Annotated in this window: 17 protein-coding genes; all 17 read right to left on the reverse strand. The window is 58.0% G+C overall.

Annotated elements, in window-relative coordinates; all coding sequences use genetic code 11:
* Positions 1–16: 16 nt before the first annotated feature.
* Positions 17–1,141, reverse strand: a complete 1,125-nt coding sequence (locus HHJ16_RS11385; protein ID WP_296900611.1) for an efflux RND transporter periplasmic adaptor subunit — start codon at positions 1,139–1,141, stop codon at positions 17–19.
* Between the two features lie 20 nt (positions 1,142–1,161).
* Positions 1,162–1,509, reverse strand: a complete 348-nt coding sequence (locus HHJ16_RS11390; protein ID WP_296900613.1) for a metalloregulator ArsR/SmtB family transcription factor — start codon at positions 1,507–1,509, stop codon at positions 1,162–1,164.
* A gap of 174 nt (positions 1,510–1,683) precedes the next feature.
* A complete protein-coding gene (locus HHJ16_RS11395) occupies positions 1,684–2,991 on the reverse strand; it encodes a tryptophan--tRNA ligase (RefSeq protein WP_296900614.1) in 1,308 nt (435 codons plus the stop codon).
* 31 nt (positions 2,992–3,022) lie between these two features.
* The gene (locus HHJ16_RS11400) at positions 3,023–3,691 is read right to left on the reverse strand and encodes a site-2 protease family protein (protein WP_296900616.1); all 669 of its coding nucleotides are present in this window, start codon (positions 3,689–3,691) and stop codon (positions 3,023–3,025) included.
* Between the two features lie 45 nt (positions 3,692–3,736).
* Positions 3,737–4,372, reverse strand: a complete 636-nt coding sequence (locus tag HHJ16_RS11405; protein ID WP_296900618.1) for an L-threonylcarbamoyladenylate synthase — start codon at positions 4,370–4,372, stop codon at positions 3,737–3,739.
* A gap of 89 nt (positions 4,373–4,461) precedes the next feature.
* Entirely contained in the window at positions 4,462–5,322 is an 861-nt protein-coding gene (locus HHJ16_RS11410) for a 3',5'-nucleoside bisphosphate phosphatase (RefSeq protein WP_296900621.1), read from the reverse strand.
* Between the two features lie 247 nt (positions 5,323–5,569).
* Complete coding sequence (locus HHJ16_RS11415) at positions 5,570–5,767, reverse strand: DUF2892 domain-containing protein (protein ID WP_296900623.1); 198 nt, start codon at positions 5,765–5,767, stop codon at positions 5,570–5,572.
* A gap of 117 nt (positions 5,768–5,884) precedes the next feature.
* Positions 5,885–6,310, reverse strand: a complete 426-nt coding sequence (locus tag HHJ16_RS11420) for a hemerythrin domain-containing protein (protein ID WP_296900625.1) — start codon at positions 6,308–6,310, stop codon at positions 5,885–5,887.
* 138 nt (positions 6,311–6,448) lie between these two features.
* Positions 6,449–6,925, reverse strand: a complete 477-nt coding sequence (locus HHJ16_RS11425) for an Rrf2 family transcriptional regulator (RefSeq protein WP_296900627.1) — start codon at positions 6,923–6,925, stop codon at positions 6,449–6,451.
* A gap of 34 nt (positions 6,926–6,959) precedes the next feature.
* Positions 6,960–8,129 carry an NnrS family protein gene (locus tag HHJ16_RS11430; protein ID WP_296900629.1) on the reverse strand — a complete coding sequence of 390 codons (1,170 nt, stop codon included), beginning with the start codon at positions 8,127–8,129 and terminating at the stop codon, positions 6,960–6,962.
* 178 nt (positions 8,130–8,307) lie between these two features.
* Positions 8,308–8,868, reverse strand: coding sequence for a NifU family protein (locus tag HHJ16_RS11435; RefSeq protein WP_296900631.1), 561 nt, complete (start codon positions 8,866–8,868; stop codon positions 8,308–8,310).
* Between the two features lie 36 nt (positions 8,869–8,904).
* The gene (gene sufU / locus HHJ16_RS11440; RefSeq protein WP_296900633.1) at positions 8,905–9,393 is read right to left on the reverse strand and encodes a Fe-S cluster assembly sulfur transfer protein SufU; all 489 of its coding nucleotides are present in this window, start codon (positions 9,391–9,393) and stop codon (positions 8,905–8,907) included.
* Positions 9,390–10,658, reverse strand: coding sequence for a cysteine desulfurase (locus HHJ16_RS11445; protein WP_296900635.1), 1,269 nt, complete (start codon positions 10,656–10,658; stop codon positions 9,390–9,392). Before HHJ16_RS11445 ends, sufU begins: the two co-directional genes overlap by 4 nt.
* A complete protein-coding gene (gene sufD / locus HHJ16_RS11450; protein ID WP_296900637.1) occupies positions 10,655–11,977 on the reverse strand; it encodes a Fe-S cluster assembly protein SufD in 1,323 nt (440 codons plus the stop codon). Before sufD ends, HHJ16_RS11445 begins: the two co-directional genes overlap by 4 nt.
* The gene (gene sufC / locus HHJ16_RS11455) at positions 11,974–12,768 is read right to left on the reverse strand and encodes a Fe-S cluster assembly ATPase SufC (protein ID WP_366557487.1); all 795 of its coding nucleotides are present in this window, start codon (positions 12,766–12,768) and stop codon (positions 11,974–11,976) included. The genes sufD and sufC overlap by 4 nt, the downstream gene beginning before the upstream one ends.
* On the reverse strand, positions 12,765–14,201 hold the full coding sequence (gene sufB / locus HHJ16_RS11460; protein ID WP_296900639.1) for a Fe-S cluster assembly protein SufB: 1,437 nt from the start codon (positions 14,199–14,201) through the stop codon (positions 12,765–12,767). The genes sufC and sufB overlap by 4 nt, the downstream gene beginning before the upstream one ends.
* On the reverse strand, positions 14,198–14,551 hold the full coding sequence (locus HHJ16_RS11465; RefSeq protein WP_296900641.1) for an iron-sulfur cluster assembly accessory protein: 354 nt from the start codon (positions 14,549–14,551) through the stop codon (positions 14,198–14,200). Before HHJ16_RS11465 ends, sufB begins: the two co-directional genes overlap by 4 nt.
* Between the last annotated feature and the right edge of the window lie 249 nt (positions 14,552–14,800).

The raw sequence follows: 14,800 nt of genomic DNA on the forward strand, positions 1-14,800 counted from the left end.
TAAAAAAGCGTGTCATCTATTCTTGGCGGAGCGCTGGGGTGCTTTTGAGGCTGCCTGATAAAAGGCCGGCCTTGACGGGATCCTGCGCAATACGCTCGCCCTCGCGTAAACCCGAAAGTACTTCGATATAGCCGTCGCCGGATAGATCGCCGACGCGAATTTGCCGTAATTGGGCCTGTCCGCCTCCACGTTGCACATACACCGCCGTGACCTCGCTGCGGCGCAGCACGGCGCTATTTGGAATGACCAGCTTGCGCGCCACGCCGGTAGCGAAGTAGACCCGCGCAAATTGTCCTGGTAACAGGCCTGCAGCATCGCCCAATTCAAGCCGAAGCTTGGCGGTGTGGGTGCGGCTGTCAGCGAGCGGAACGAGTGTGACCTGTTTCGCGGTCAAGCTACGTTTCAAGGCAGGTACTTCAATCTGGACCGGCATTTGCAGTTGTACGTCGCGCAGACTGGACTGCGAGAGCGTAGCAATGACGCGCATGCTGTCGGGGTCGAATACAGTGACGAGCGGGCGGCCTGGGGTTGCCATGTCGCCCACCTCGATCGGCGTGGCGGCAATCACGCCAGCGTAAGGCGCGGTGATGGTCGTAAACGTTTTGGCGGTGCTTGCCTGTCCTGCGTTGGCCTGCAGCGAACCAACGCGAGCCTGGGCTGCCTTGTAGTCCAATTCGGCCTGATCCAGTCCCGCCTTGCTAATGAATTTTTGCGCAAACAATTGTTTGCTGCGCTCAAAACTGCGCAACGCATTCGTCAGTCCGGCCTGCGCTTCCGCGAGCTGACTTTGGCTGCCAGACACCACTTGCTCGGCGGCGCGCGGATCAATACGCAGCAGAACCTGGCCAGCTTTCACACGATCGCCGACCTTGACCCTGAGTTCGACTATCTGTCCCGCTATTTGCGCTGCAAGCGTCGATTGACGAACGGCCTCAACGACGCCCTCGGAGCTGATTACATCGGGAACATTGCGATAGGCCACCACATACGTGCTGGCTGGGGCCGCTGGGGCGGGACCGGCTGCGCGCGCCTGCGGCGCTAGGGTCCCGAGCATGAAGGCGGCCAGCAAAGGAACGGCTGCTATCACGTGAAAGCGTGGGTGCCGGTTAGCGGACGGAAGAGTTCGATCAGAGGTAGCCATGAAGAGTTTGAGCGTTGTTATCACGAGGCCGACGGCGTTGACGCAGGGCAGTACAAACCATACAGCGTTGCCAGTACAGAGACCGCCCGCGGGTCGCTAAGTTGGTAAAAGATTTTTTTCCCCTCGCGCCTTGTTGAAACAATTTTTTCGGTACGAAGGATGCCCAATTGCTGCGACAGCGTGGGCTGACGGATTCCGACTAATTTTTCCAGGTCGCTCACGCAGGCCTCTCCTTGCGTAAGCTGGCACAGCAGCAAAAGGCGATCTTCGTTGGACATGACACGCAGCATGGAGGTGGCTTCACCGGCAGCTTCGCGCAATTGTTCGACGTTTAAATTAGGGGTGACCATGAAAGTCGGCGTTGCCATTAATTGCAATAAACATATTATGTATAAAAACAATATATATGTCAATTAGGCCATATCAGACGAACAAAAGACAGCCACTCCCGACCAAGGGTCGAGCACCCTTTGTGGGTCGCGTAATCCGCCGGAAAGTTTTATTGCTAACCTAGCCGGGAACAAGCCCCAGCGAACCGACAATCAGGCTAGGAGAGTAAAAAATGCCAGGGCGGTATCGAGTTCACTGGCGCTTGTGCCTTGCGCGCGTGCAACCTTGCCCTCCAGCGCGGGAAGTGCGGCTGCCCCTTCTTTTTGAAGCATCGATATCGTGAATGCCGCGTCCTTTGGCGAGTCAAAACCTTGGCTTTGCAGCACCAGACGCGCCTCGGCGTTGAGCAGCTTGAAGTAGAACTTGCCGTCTTTTTCGCGGTATTGCTTGAAGATCGGGGCTTCAATTTTAGCGGCTTTAATTGTCCGTGGAGCCGCAGACAGAGAGTCCAGGTTGCGCAGGCCCACCGCCTGTCGTAGCTCGCCCATGAAAGGGGTTGCTACGCTGCGCGCTTTCTGGGCACCGGCCTGTAGCAAGGCTTCGATTTTGGCAGGATCATTAATGAGTTCGTGGTACCGCTCGCGTAGCGGAGCGACTTCCCGATCGATGCGCTCAAACAGCAGCTGTTTGGCGTCGCCCCAGGCGATGCCTTCGGCATAGGCTTGCCTCAGCGCGGCCGTTTCGGGGGCGCTGGCAAAAGCTTGGTAAATCTGGAACAGTGCAGAGCCCTCGACTTCCTTGGCCTCCCCTGGCGCACGGGAGTCCGTCACGATGCCAGCGATCAACTTGCGCAATTGTTCACGAGGCGTGAACAGGGGAATGGTGTTGTCGTAGCTTTTGCTCATCTTGCGCCCGTCCAGGCCCGGCAGCAACGCCACCGACTCTTCAATGACCGCTTCGGGCAGCACCAGATGCTTGCCGTAAAGGTGATTGAAGCGTTGTGCCATATCGCGAGCCATTTCAATGTGCTGGATCTGGTCGCGTCCCACAGGTACCTTGTTCGCTTTGAACATAAGGATGTCAGCCCCCATGAGCACCGGGTACATGAACAGGCCTGCGGTGACGTCGGCATCGGGGTCGGTGCCGGCCGCTTCGTTTTTATCGATGGCGGCTTTGTAAGCGTGGGCGCGGTTAAGAACGCCTTTGCCGGTCACGCAGGTTAGCAGCCAAGTGAATTCCGGAATTTCGGGAATGTCGGACTGGCGGTAAAACGTCGCGCGTTCAGGATCCAGTCCGGCTGCCAACCAGCTGGCCGCGATTTCCAGGGTGGAGCGCTGGATGCGCGCGGGTTCATCGCATTTAATCAGCGCGTGGTAGTCAGCGAGGAAGTAGAAACTTTCTACGCCGGGCAGGCGACTTGCGGCCACCGAAGGTCGGATGGAGCCGACAAAGTTGCCCAGGTGGGGGGTACCGGTGGTGGTGATGCCGGTGAGAAAACGTTGCGCTGATGCGGTACTCATGCTGGGGGTGTTCAGGAGAGGCCGGACAGCGTTAGCCGAACACAGAGAGCAACGGCGCCATCAAGGCATTGATCACGGCGTAGCCCAGAGTCATCAAGGGGCGCAGCCACAAGTTGCCGACTACACCGGCGATGACCAGAGCCATCACGATGAAAAACCCCCAAGGCTCAACGCGTGCCACCCATTGCGCCTGCTTCCAGGGCAACAGGCCCACCAGAATGCGACCGCCATCCAGGGGGGGTAACGGAAACAGGTTGAACGCCCACATCACCAGATTGACCAAAATGCCGGCCTGTGCCATTTTTATAAAGAACAGCTCTTGAGAGCCGAGGCCGGCCAATAAAACCAGCACCAAAGCCCACAGCAAAGCCTGCACAAAGTTGGAGGCGGGACCGGCCAGCGCCACCCACACCATGTCGCGTTTGGGGTTGCGCAGATTACCAAAATTCACGGGAACTGGCTTGGCGTAGCCGAACAAAAAAGCCCCCGAGGTCGCAAAATAAAGCAACAGCGGCATCAGGATGGTGCCAATGGGGTCGATGTGCTTGAGGGGGTTCAAGGTCATGCGGCCCTGCATGTACGCGGTGTTGTCGCCAAAATGGCGGGCTGCGTAGCCGTGGGCCGCCTCATGTACCGTGATAGCGAACAACACGGGCAGCGCATAAATGGCGACGGTTTGAATCAGGTTGGCAATATCCATAGACTGATTGTCTCAGACCCTGGAACGCGGAGGCCTGGTGCTCTTTTACAGCCCCAGAACTGCCAAGCTGCCGCGGCCTTGCCTGATCACCACGGGATCGCCGCCGTCTGCCATCGCCGTCAAATCGATCACGGTGGTGGGCTCCTTGTAGCAGGCGCCGGCGTCAATCACCGCCGCCAGTTCATTCTCAAGCTGATCCTTAATGTCTTGAGGGTCGCTTAGCGCTTCGGTCTCACCGCGCGGGATGAGGGTGGTCGCCAGCAACGGGCCGCCATGCAATTCCAGCAGGGCTTGCAATGCCTTGTGGTCGGGCACGCGCAGGCCAATGGTTTTGCGGGACGGATGGCTGACGCGGCGCGGCACTTCTTTGCTGGCCTCCAAAATGAACGTGTAGGGCCCGGGAGTCGCTGCTTTAAGCAGGCGATATTGCTTGTTGTCCACTCGTGCATAGTTTGCCAGTTCGCTCAGATCGCGACACAGCAGGGTCAGGTGGTGCTTGTCGTCCACCCCGCGAATACGCCGCAAGCTGTTTGCCGCCGATTTATCATCCAAGCGGCAGACCAATGCGTAGCTGGAGTCTGTCGGCACGGCGGCGATCCCGCCGCGCTCAAGCAATTCCACCGCTTGACTGAGGAAACGTACCTGGGGATTGTCAGGATGAACTTCGAAAAACTGGGCCATGGCAAGCGCTTCGTAATTTTTATGTTTCAGTGGCAGTTGAATGATCAGTTGCGGCAGGAACCGCAATGATGCGCCGGACTACACCCGCGTCACTGAATCCGATCTGCCAGCAGTTCCCAGACTGGTGTCAGATCGCCCGGTAAAAACGGCAACGCACCGAGATCGGTATAGCTTTCGTCGGGGCTGTGGAAATCGCTCCCACGCGACGCGACCAGGCTAAATTCCTTCGCCGTTTCGGCATATTTCAAATATTCCTGCTTGGTGTGACTGCCGGTGATAACTTCTACACCCTGGCCGCCATGCGCTTTGAATTCTGTAAACAGCGCATATTCTTCGTTGGGTGTGAACTTATATCGGCCGGGATGTGCAATCACCGCAATGCCGCTCGCGTTTGTGATCCAGGTCACGGCATCATGTAGCGTGGCCCAGCGGTGCGGCACGTAACCAGGCTTGCCTTCAGTCAGGTATTTGCGGAAGACTTCGGACGTCTCTCGGCACACGCCTGATTCCACCAGAAAGCGGGCAAAGTGGGTGCGGGAGATGAGCTCCGGGTTGCTGACGAACTTCAACGCCCCTTCGAAAGCGTTCTTTATGCCTACTTTTTCGAGCGACGCGGACATTTCCTTGGCGCGGTGCTCGCGCCCACCCCGGGTATTGCGCAAGCCTTGCTGCATCCTGGCATCGTCTGGATCAAAACCCAGGCCCACAATGTGGACGGTTTCACCGGCAAAGGTGACGGAGATCTCGGCCCCGGTGAGGTAAGCCAGTCCTTGCGACTTGGCCGCTGCTGCGGCGCGGTGTAGACCGCCCACCTCATCATGGTCGGTCAAGGCCCAAAGCTCGACTCCGTTGGATTTCGCGCGTTCGGCGAGCACTTCGGGCGTCAAGGTGCCGTCGGATACAACCGAGTGGCAGTGAAGGTCGGCGTTAAGAATTTTTTGAGAAATCACTCAACGATTTTAGGCTTTCCGACGTGCATGCGCTTCGGCGCGCGTCAATCCCCCAATCTCTGGGCCGGGCCGTACTGAGGCCGACCCTTGCAGTGGCTGCATCCTGAATGTTTCAATTCTTTTTGCTCTGCAGCACCTTTAAAGCGAGCAGAACACGCTATTTTAAAAATAGCATTTCAGAAAAATCTTCTCTCTGAAAGAAGATCGCGACGCCCCGGCTCGCGCGGCGTCGCAACTTGGCTGCCGGTCAGGTCTTGTTTTTCATGGCGCAAGTGTTCCAGCCAAACAAAGCGTAGGGAGGGCACCAACCGATGGCGCCAGTAGCCAGTGGCACGACACCGATCCAGCCCCACAAGCCAATGGTGCCGCTAGCGGCTAAACCAATCAGGACCAGGCCAAGGACGATGCGCAGGATGCGGTCAATGCCGCCGACGTTGGATTTCATGGCTATTTCCTTAAAAATTATTGAACCAACTACATTGAACACGTTATTCGGCCTGCCGTAAGTGACTTGGGTCACACACTATCGATTCTCGGAGCGGGTGGCGGGCGCGCGGAAGGGTCAGTGCGCAGCAAAAAGGGGCATCAGGTCAGGCAACGCGCTGAAATCGAGCGCTATTTCGGCCAACGGGAACAAGGTACGCTCTTCAAATCGAACATGCGTTGCCATGGCATCGCCCCAAGCCGCCAGTGCCAGCGGTTCGCCACTCTCCAGACTTTTGACCAAGCGCCGCAGTTCAGCGTGCTGGGCCAGCGCTTCGCTGGCTAATCCGGGATGGCCGGCAGCGACCAGGGCCGGCAGCAGCACCCGTTCTTCAAGTGCGAAATGCGGTTCGAACTGCGCGTCCCAGCGCAAAAGCAGATGATCGCGTTGCTGCCGCGCACCTTCACTGCCCGGATTTGCTGCGGTCGCGGAAGCGTGTCGCGCCAAGACCAGCGCTTCATGGTGCTCGCGAGAGAGTCCGCGCAGGGCCTGGCAACGCTTCATACCGCAACTCCAAAATGGTGAATGCGATCCACCACGTCAACTGGGCTCTGGTCGGAAAAAGTGAGCCGCTGTATTTTGGGTTCAACGCAGAGTTGGTGTGGGTGTGAACGGAGAAAGCTAACTGCTGCACCAACGCTGTCAGTTTGCCGCGAGAATTGGCCGTTTGCGGAAGATCACCGGCTGCGTCGAAGGCCCGAGTCGGGCGGCGCCTGCAGTGTTTGGCGCCAGCAGGTCCGCGAGCGTATAACGATCGAAATGCTGCATGAAACTTTGCAGCGCGCCACTGACGATGCCCGTCAATTGACAATTTCCCGTCAACAAACACACGGTGCCGCTGGCGAGGCAGTCAACCAGAAAGAAATCAGGCTCGATGCTGCGCACGACGGCGCCCAGATTAATATCTTCCGGCGCGGCTGCGAGCCGCATCCCTCCGCCCTTGCCGCGCACGGTTTCCAGCCAACCCGCCAAGCCCAACTGGTGCGTGATCTTCATCAGGTGCGCTTCGGAAATGTCATAGGCGCGGGCCACTTCAGAAATAGTACACAGGCGCTCTGGATGTTGCCCAACGTACATCAGCAGCCGCATGGCGTAATCGCTCATTGTGGTCAGACGCATTGCAAGCTCCTGTGCATCCAGTAGGCTAGCTGCTTCATAGTCGTGGCCGAACCATCATTGGAGCGAAGCGCCAAAGGAAGAGCGCGAATGCGGCAATCCAGGCCGCCGCAGATAGCTGCAACGCCTGCGGGCTGAAGGCGGACGGTGCCAGGGCTGCAAGGCGCAACGTCACGGCAGCAAGCACCAACCCATAACTCATGAGCATGCTGCGATCGACGGCGAGCGGGCGGCCAAGATGACCGAGCGAGGTCCGTGTCAGCATTCCGATGATCAGCACTGAAAAACCGGCTATGGCAATCACGTGCACAGGCAACGCGGGCGGAATAGGCACACCCGCCGCACCGCACGCGGTTATTAACAAACCAATTCCCAGGCCGGTGTAGCCAAGATAGAGAATCCACAGCAGGGGGTGGTTGCGCACGGCGTAAGGCTTCCAGGTCACCACTTGAACCAACGACACGATGCCGGCAAATCCAAGCGCTATAGCGGTTGCAATCTGTAGTCCTGCAAGTATAGAAACCGCACCCGCAGCGCACGCGACGAGCTGCAACTGTCCCGAACGGGTGTGTTTTGGAATCTTCAGGCCAGCGACGGCACGCATGGCGAAAAACGGGATCACACGTCTGCTGATTAGGAGCGCGATTAACGCCATTACCAGAAGCCCCGCGTTAAAACGTTGCATCAGCAGCGCATAGTCGCCTCCACGCGCGGCGAGCAAGTACAAGGCGTCGGCACCGCCCAGCGCAAGCAACAGCAAAGGCACGGCGTAGTTGCGCGCGTTCCTGGCAAGGACTACCGCGCGCATCATCGCTGCCGCAGCCAGCAGGAAGAAGCCAAGTTCCGCCGCCATCGCGATCCAAAATAGGTCGTTACCGCCGATCAGAAAGCCCATCCGCGCCACCAGCCAAAGAACGCAGGCGGCGGCTAGTGTGTAGTTTTTCATCGGGTTGATCCCGGTCCAGTTGCTGCCAGCGGTCATAAGAAAAGCGACCGCGATGGTTGCGACAAAACCCCAGAGCATTTCATGCGCGTGCCAGGCGATGCCCTGCAGCGGGCCGGCCAGCACTTGCGGAGCGTAGATCCAAACGGCGATGGCAATCAGCGCCCACGCGCTGCCAGCCAAATAAAGCGGGCGAAAAGCAAGTTCAAGAAACGCGCGGAGGTTAGGGGCGGGGTCCTTGGGGTGTAGAGCTGATGTTGACATTATGTTTTCACGATCGGGCTCCGTCACCACCGCATTCGGCAATGGGAAAAAGCGGTAGTTATAAGCTGTATTTGTGATGTATCTTATAAGAGTGCAGCGCCAGTTGTCAACCTGCGAAACATTTCGCAGGGATGGTGAATGAAACGGTGCTTTTAATCAGTGACACCGTAGCAATCTTTTAAGCAGCGACCACTTCGATGTCTGGCTCAATCGACTGAAGTCGGTTTTCAATTCCCCGCAGCGTTCCGGAAATCGAACTCGGACAGGTGCCGCAGGCTCCCTGGTAATGGACGACGAGCTGGTTGCCATGGAGGCCGAGAACATGCAGATCACCGCCGTCGCTTTGCAAATAGGGGCGAATCTCCAGGTCGAGCACTACATTGATATCTTCCAGACGCTGTTGGTCGTCTTCGCTCAGATGCTCAAATGTTGCCCGCGCCGCGAAAACCGCTGCTGCGGATTGATCGCCAGCCGCGGGCGCAGCACGCAGCGGAACCGCGATTTCACGCGTCAGCTGCTTCCAGTCGGCCTGACCGTCTTGCGTGACGGTGATCCAGCGATCCACATAGAACACGTTAGTCACATGGTCAATGGCGAACAAAGCGCGCGCCAGCGCATCGTCCTTGGCCTGTTCCGCGTTCTCATACGAATGCGCAATGCCCCATGTAAGCGGTTCGCGCAACGTGAATTTCATCGCGTTCGGATTTGGTGTGTCTTCGATTTCGGCGATTTTTGGCATGTTAATGTCCTGTAGGAAAGTTCGCCACTTGTCGCCTCACGCGTCACCGATCGGTGTGTGCATCGGATCTGCATCGTCCTCGGTGGACGTGCTGGGCACGGCATTGAACGCAGCCTGCAGCGTGTGCCACGGCAGAATGGCGCATTTCACGCGCATCGGGAGCGCACTGATACCAGAGAACACCGCCAGCCGACCGATGTGCTGGCTGTTCTTGACGTCAAGCCGGCCGGTGGCCATGTCAACGAACTCGTGGATCAGGGTCTGCGCATCACTTCGGCTTTTGCCCTTGACCGCCACCGTCATCAGCGACGCGGATGCTTTGCAAATCGCGCACGACTCGCCCTGAAAGGCGATGCCTGCGACCGTATCGCCAGCCAGGTCGAGTGCGACGTTAATGTGGTCGCCGCACAGTGGATTTACTCCTTCGGCATGGTGGCTCGGGTGGTCGAGCAGGCCGTAGTTCCGCGGCTTGCGGTTGTGATCGAGGATGACTTCCTGGTACAACGCTTTGGGATCGGCGCTCATGCGAATACCTTTTGAACAGAGCGAATTCCGGCGACGAGCGCATCGACATCGGCGAATGTGTTGTAAAACGAGAACGAGGCGCGCGAGGTTGCCGTTACACCCAGCCGCTTCATCAACGGCTGTGCGCAGTGGTGACCGGTACGAACGGCGACGCCTTCCTGATTCAATAAGGTGCCCACGTCGTGCGGGTGAATGCCTTCGACCGCAAACGACAACACTGCCGCCTTATGCCGTGCGGTACCAATCAGGCGCACTCCCGGCAGCTTGCTCAACTGCTCGGTAGCGTAGCGCAACAAGGCGTCCTCATGCGTTGCAATGGCCGACATACCGATGGCTGACAGATAGTCCACCGCAGCGCCGAGTCCGATGGCCGCTGCAATCGGCGGGGTGCCGGCCTCGAATTTATGCGGAATGGTGTTGTAGGTGGTTTCTTCAAAGGTCACGGTCCGGATCATGTCGCCGCCGCCCTTGAAAGGTTGCATCGTCTCAAGCAGTGCAGCCCGTCCATACAGAATGCCGATGCCGGTTGGTCCGCACAATTTGTGTCCCGAAAAAGCATAGAAATCGCAGTCCAGATCCTGCACGTCTACCGCCGAGTGAGCCGCAGCTTGTGCGCCATCAATCAGCACCGGCACACCACGCGCGTGCGCAAACGCGATCATTTGCTTGATCGGGTTGATGCTGCCGAGCGCGTTCGATATGTGTCCGACGCTGACGAGTCGTGTGCGCTCGTTAAAGAGCGCTTCGTAGTCGTTCAGCAGAAGTTCACCGGCGTCGTTGATCGGCACAACGCGAATCGTCGCACCTTTTTCGGCGGCGAGCATTTGCCACGGCACGATGTTGGAGTGGTGCTCCAGAACGGTCAAAATGATTTCGTCGCCAGCGCCAATGAATTTGCGGCCCCAGCCTTGCATCACCAGGTTGATGCTGTCCGTCGTGCCACTGGTGAAGATCACTTCGCGGGCTTCGCGCGCGTTGATAAAACGCTGCAGTTTGACGCGTGCCGCTTCGTAGGCGGTGGTGGCCGTCTCTGAGAGGTAATGCACCGCCCGGTGAATGTTGGCGTGCTCGCTCGTCTGGTAGCGCACGAGGCGGTCGATCACTGGCTGCGGCATCTGGCTTGATGCGGCGTTGTCGAGATAGACCAGCGGCTTGCCCGCGACCATTAAATTGAGAATTGGAAATTCAGCCCGAATTCGCGCCACGTCGAAGGGCGCCGCCGAGCGCGTTGTGGGTGTTGCCAAGGCGTCTGGTGTGCTGATCATGACTGGTCCGTGGTTTGTGCGAGCACCGTCTGCTCGAGCTGCCGTCGCAATGACGCAATGGGGATGCGCTCAATGACTTCGGCGCCAAATGCATAGCTCAGCAGATTGCGTGCTGCCGTTTCCGAAAAGCCGCGGCTCTGCAAGTAGAAGACTTCCTCGCTGTCGAGCTGTCCGACGGTCGCACCGTGCGTGCACTTGACGTCGTCGGCAAAAATCTCAAGCTGTGGCTGGGTGTCGACCAGCGCCTTGCCTGATAACAGCAGATTTCGGCTGGACTGCGCGGAGTCGGTTTTCTGGGCACCGGGCCGAACCATCACCTTGCCGTTAAAGACTGCGTGCGCGGCCCCGCCTACGATGCATTTATGCAGTTGGCGGCTTACGCCGTGCGGCTTAGCGTGGTCAATGAAGGTGTGCGTGTCGGCAAGCTGGCTGTCGCTGATCAGTGCCAATCCGTCGAGTGAGCATTCGGTAGCATCAGCGGTTTGCACGACATGCAGATCAAGTCGGGAGAGCTGCGCGCCGAGTGCGATGTTGACCGAGTGATAGCGGCTTGCATGGGCGAGCGCTACGCCGCAGCTGGCCATGTGAAATGCCTTGGGGCTCTCGCGCTGCACCCGAACATGCTCGACCTTCGCGTTCGAAGCGAGCGCAACCTCCGCGACCGAATTGGTGAAGTACGCGCCATCATGCAACGCAACGTAATCTTCGATCAGCGTTACTTCGCCGTCAGCTTCAGCCAAAATCAGAAGGCGGGGGTGGCTCGCCAAGCCGGGCTGCGTTGAGATGAAGAGCAAATGCACCGGGGTTGCGATCAAGGTGGCGCGCGGCACAATAAGTACCGCTGCATCGTGCAGGAATGCCGTGTTGAGCGCCGAAAACAACTGGTCGTGGAAGGGGGCGTACTGACTGAAATGCGACTGTATGGCGGCGGCATGTGTACTTGTGATCGAGGGCAAGTTGCCGACGATGAGACCATCCGCCGTGGGCAGGCTGGAGAGCTGTGAGGCATACACGCCATCGACAAAGACAAGTCGGGTCGTCGCCTCTTCAATGTAAAAGTGTTGGACGTCGCCGGCCTGCAACGCGGTTGGTGTGCGCAGCGGGTGAAATGACTGCCGGGTCAGCGCTGAGATGTCGGTGAATCGCCAGGCTTCGTCGCGCACCGTCGGGACGGTGAGTGCGCCGACGCGCTCGACCGCTTCAGCGCGGAGTTTGCTCAGCCATGGCAACTTCGGTGCAGTGTGCGCGGTGCCCCCCTCGCTCTGGCCAGTGAGAAGCCGTTCGACAACTCCGAGGGAAACCACGTTGTCGGTGATCATGACAAGCTACCTGCCTGAGTCTCGGCCTCGGCCTCGATCCAGTCGTAACCGCGCTCCTCAAGTTCCAGCGCAAGTTCTTTGCCGCCGGTGCGGACAATGCGCCCCCCGCTCATCACGTGAACATAGTCGGGGATGATGTAGTTCAGCAGGCGCTGGTAGTGTGTGACCAGCACAACGGCGTTGTTGATGCTGGCGAGGTGATTGACGCCCTGCGAGACGACCCGTAGCGCATCGATGTCGAGTCCGGAATCGGTTTCGTCCAGGATGGCCAGGCTCGGCTCAAGCAGCGCCATCTGCAAGATCTCGTTGCGCTTTTTTTCCCCACCTGAAAAGCCTTCGTTAACGCTGCGCTCAAGAAACTCGGGGCTCATTTCGAGCAACTTCATTTTCTCGCGCACCAAGTCATCGAACTCAAGCGGATCCAGCTCATCGTTCCCGTGTTCGGCTTGCACGGTGTTGTAGGCCAAACGCAGGAACTGGCTGTTGCCGACGCCGGGTATTTCGATCGGGTATTGGAAGGCCAGGAAGACTCCGGCGCGGGCACGCATTTCGGGGGCCATCTCAAGCAGGTTCCGACCTTCGAACAGCACCTCGCCGCTGGTGACCTGATACGCCGTGTGACCCGCCAGTACCTTGGCGAAGGTGCTCTTGCCGGAGCCGTTGGGACCCATGATGGCATGGACTTCTCCACGCCTGACGGTCAAGTCCAGGCCTTTGAGAATCTCAGTGCCATTGACGCTTGCGCACAGGCCGCGAACTTCCAACAGCAACTCGCTGTTTTGAACAATCATCCGACGCTTCCTTCGAGCTTGAACCCGAGTAGTTTGGTGGCTTCAACCGCGAACTCCATCGGCAGCTGAGAGAAGACATCTTTGCAGAAACCGTTGATGATCATCGAGACCGCTTCTTCGGCACCGATGCCGCGCTGCGCGAAGTAAAACATCTGGTCTTCGCCAATCTTTGACGTGGACGCTTCATGCTCAACCGTGGCGCTTTGGTTTCGGACTTGGATGTACGGAAAGGTGTTGGCGCTGCAATGTTCACCAATGAGCATCGAGTCGCACTGCGAATAGTTCCGCGCGCCCTTGGCGGTGGGCAAGACCTTCACCAGGCCACGGTAGCTATTGTTGGATTGACCGGCCGAAATGCCCTTGCTTACGATGGTACTTCGGGTATTTTTTCCGATGTGAATCATCTTGGTTCCGGTGTCGGCTTGCTGGTGGTGATTGGTCACCGCAACCGAATAGAACTCGCCCACCGAGTTGTCTCCGATCAGCACGCACGACGGATACTTCCAGGTAATCGCCGACCCGGTCTCGACCTGGGTCCATGAAATGCGAGAGTTGACGCCCCGGCACAAGCCGCGCTTGGTGACGAAGTTGTAGATGCCTCCGACGCCGTCTTCGTCGCCCGCGTACCAGTTCTGCACGGTCGAATATTTGATGTCGGCGTTGTCCAGCGCAACCAACTCAACGACGGCGGCGTGGAGCTGATTGGTATCGAACTTGGGCGCGGTGCAGCCCTCCAGGTAAGACACCGTGGCGCCTTCTTCTGCAATGATCAGTGTGCGCTCGAACTGTCCGGTGTCCTGGGTGTTGATCCGGAAGTAGGTCGACAAATCCATCGGGCACTTGACACCCTTTGGGATAAAACAAAACGAGCCATCGGTGAAAACTGCGGAATTGAGCGCCGCGAAGTAGTTGTCACCAGTGGGGACCACCGTGCCGAGGTATTTCTTCACCAGTTCGGGATGGTTATGCACCGCCTCGGAGATCGAACCGAAAATGATGCCGACTTCGGCCAGCTTGGCCTTGTAGGTGGTTGCCACCGAAACGCTGTCAAAGATCACGTCGACCGCCACACCTGCCAGCGCTGCGCGTTCGTGCAGGGGCACGCCGAGCTTCTCAAACGTACGCAGCAGTTCCGGATCGACCTCGTCCATACTGCTCAATTTTGGCTTGGGCTTGGGCGCCGAGAAATAGCTGATCGCCTGAAAATCGATTTTCGGATGCTTGACGTTGGCCCATTCCGGCTCCGTCATCGTCAGCCAGTGGCGGAACGCCTTCAGACGGAATTCGAGTAGCCACTCCGGCTCGTTCTTCTTGGCCGAGATCATTCGAATCGTCTCTTCACTCAGCCCTTTCGCTGCGACCTCTGACTCGATGTCGGTTACGAAGCCATGCTTGTAGGGCTGGTTGACGAGGTTTTGAAGCAAAGCGCTCATAAAACACCTTTTCCGTTGGTGGAGGCCTTCAGGCTGAAGCTTTCACCACAGCCGCAGGTGTTGCCGACGTTCGGATTGTCAAACTTGAAAAACTGTTTCAGGCCTTCGGTGACGAAGTCGAAACGCGCACCATCGAGGGCGGCGAGGTTTTGCGAAGCGACCACCAGCGCGGCGTCATGTCCTTCAAACCGTTGCTCGCCCGCGCGCAGTTCGTCGGCGACCTCATAGGTGTAGGCAAACCCTGAGCAGCCCACGCTTTTGACGCCGACGCGCAGTCCGATCCCCGCGCCGCGCTTGGCAATTTGCGAGTGAATCTGCTTTGCTGCCGCGTCAGTCAATGTAATGGTCATGGTTGAAGACCCTTCGCGCCATTGAAGGCGACCGTCTTGGGTTGTCCAAAAAGTGACGAGTAGGTTAGAAATCTCATTTTAGGAACTCCTTTGGGGCTCAAATCATAAAGATATACGGATGTTATACCTTATAGTTTGGCATGACGCCGTCGACGCCTTTCACGCTGATGGCTTCAGGGTGATTCTGAGCCGGCCTAACTTTTTTTGAGGAATTTTTGCCTCGATCCCCCTCTGACCGGAACTTAATTT

It is taken from the genome of Polaromonas sp. (genome assembly GCF_012927485.1).
Lineage (GTDB): Bacteria > Pseudomonadota > Gammaproteobacteria > Burkholderiales > Burkholderiaceae_C > Polaromonas.

Coding starts and splice junctions, on each gene's coding strand:
- HHJ16_RS11385 (WP_296900611.1), bottom strand. CDS start 1,141: ATGGCTACCTCTGATCGAACTCTTCCGTCCGCTAACCGGCACCCACGC.
- HHJ16_RS11390 (WP_296900613.1), bottom strand. CDS start 1,509: ATGGCAACGCCGACTTTCATGGTCACCCCTAATTTAAACGTCGAACAA.
- HHJ16_RS11395 (WP_296900614.1), bottom strand. CDS start 2,991: ATGAGTACCGCATCAGCGCAACGTTTTCTCACCGGCATCACCACCACC.
- HHJ16_RS11400 (WP_296900616.1), bottom strand. CDS start 3,691: ATGGATATTGCCAACCTGATTCAAACCGTCGCCATTTATGCGCTGCCC.
- HHJ16_RS11405 (WP_296900618.1), bottom strand. CDS start 4,372: ATGGCCCAGTTTTTCGAAGTTCATCCTGACAATCCCCAGGTACGTTTC.
- HHJ16_RS11415 (WP_296900623.1), bottom strand. CDS start 5,767: ATGAAATCCAACGTCGGCGGCATTGACCGCATCCTGCGCATCGTCCTT.
- HHJ16_RS11420 (WP_296900625.1), bottom strand. CDS start 6,310: ATGAAGCGTTGCCAGGCCCTGCGCGGACTCTCTCGCGAGCACCATGAA.
- HHJ16_RS11425 (WP_296900627.1), bottom strand. CDS start 6,925: ATGCGTCTGACCACAATGAGCGATTACGCCATGCGGCTGCTGATGTAC.
- HHJ16_RS11430 (WP_296900629.1), bottom strand. CDS start 8,129: ATGTCAACATCAGCTCTACACCCCAAGGACCCCGCCCCTAACCTCCGC.
- HHJ16_RS11435 (WP_296900631.1), bottom strand. CDS start 8,868: ATGCCAAAAATCGCCGAAATCGAAGACACACCAAATCCGAACGCGATG.
- sufU (WP_296900633.1), bottom strand. CDS start 9,393: ATGAGCGCCGATCCCAAAGCGTTGTACCAGGAAGTCATCCTCGATCAC.
- HHJ16_RS11445 (WP_296900635.1), bottom strand. CDS start 10,658: ATGATCAGCACACCAGACGCCTTGGCAACACCCACAACGCGCTCGGCG.
- sufD (WP_296900637.1), bottom strand. CDS start 11,977: ATGATCACCGACAACGTGGTTTCCCTCGGAGTTGTCGAACGGCTTCTC.
- sufC (WP_366557487.1), bottom strand. CDS start 12,768: ATGATTGTTCAAAACAGCGAGTTGCTGTTGGAAGTTCGCGGCCTGTGC.
- sufB (WP_296900639.1), bottom strand. CDS start 14,201: ATGAGCGCTTTGCTTCAAAACCTCGTCAACCAGCCCTACAAGCATGGC.
- HHJ16_RS11465 (WP_296900641.1), bottom strand. CDS start 14,551: ATGACCATTACATTGACTGACGCGGCAGCAAAGCAGATTCACTCGCAA.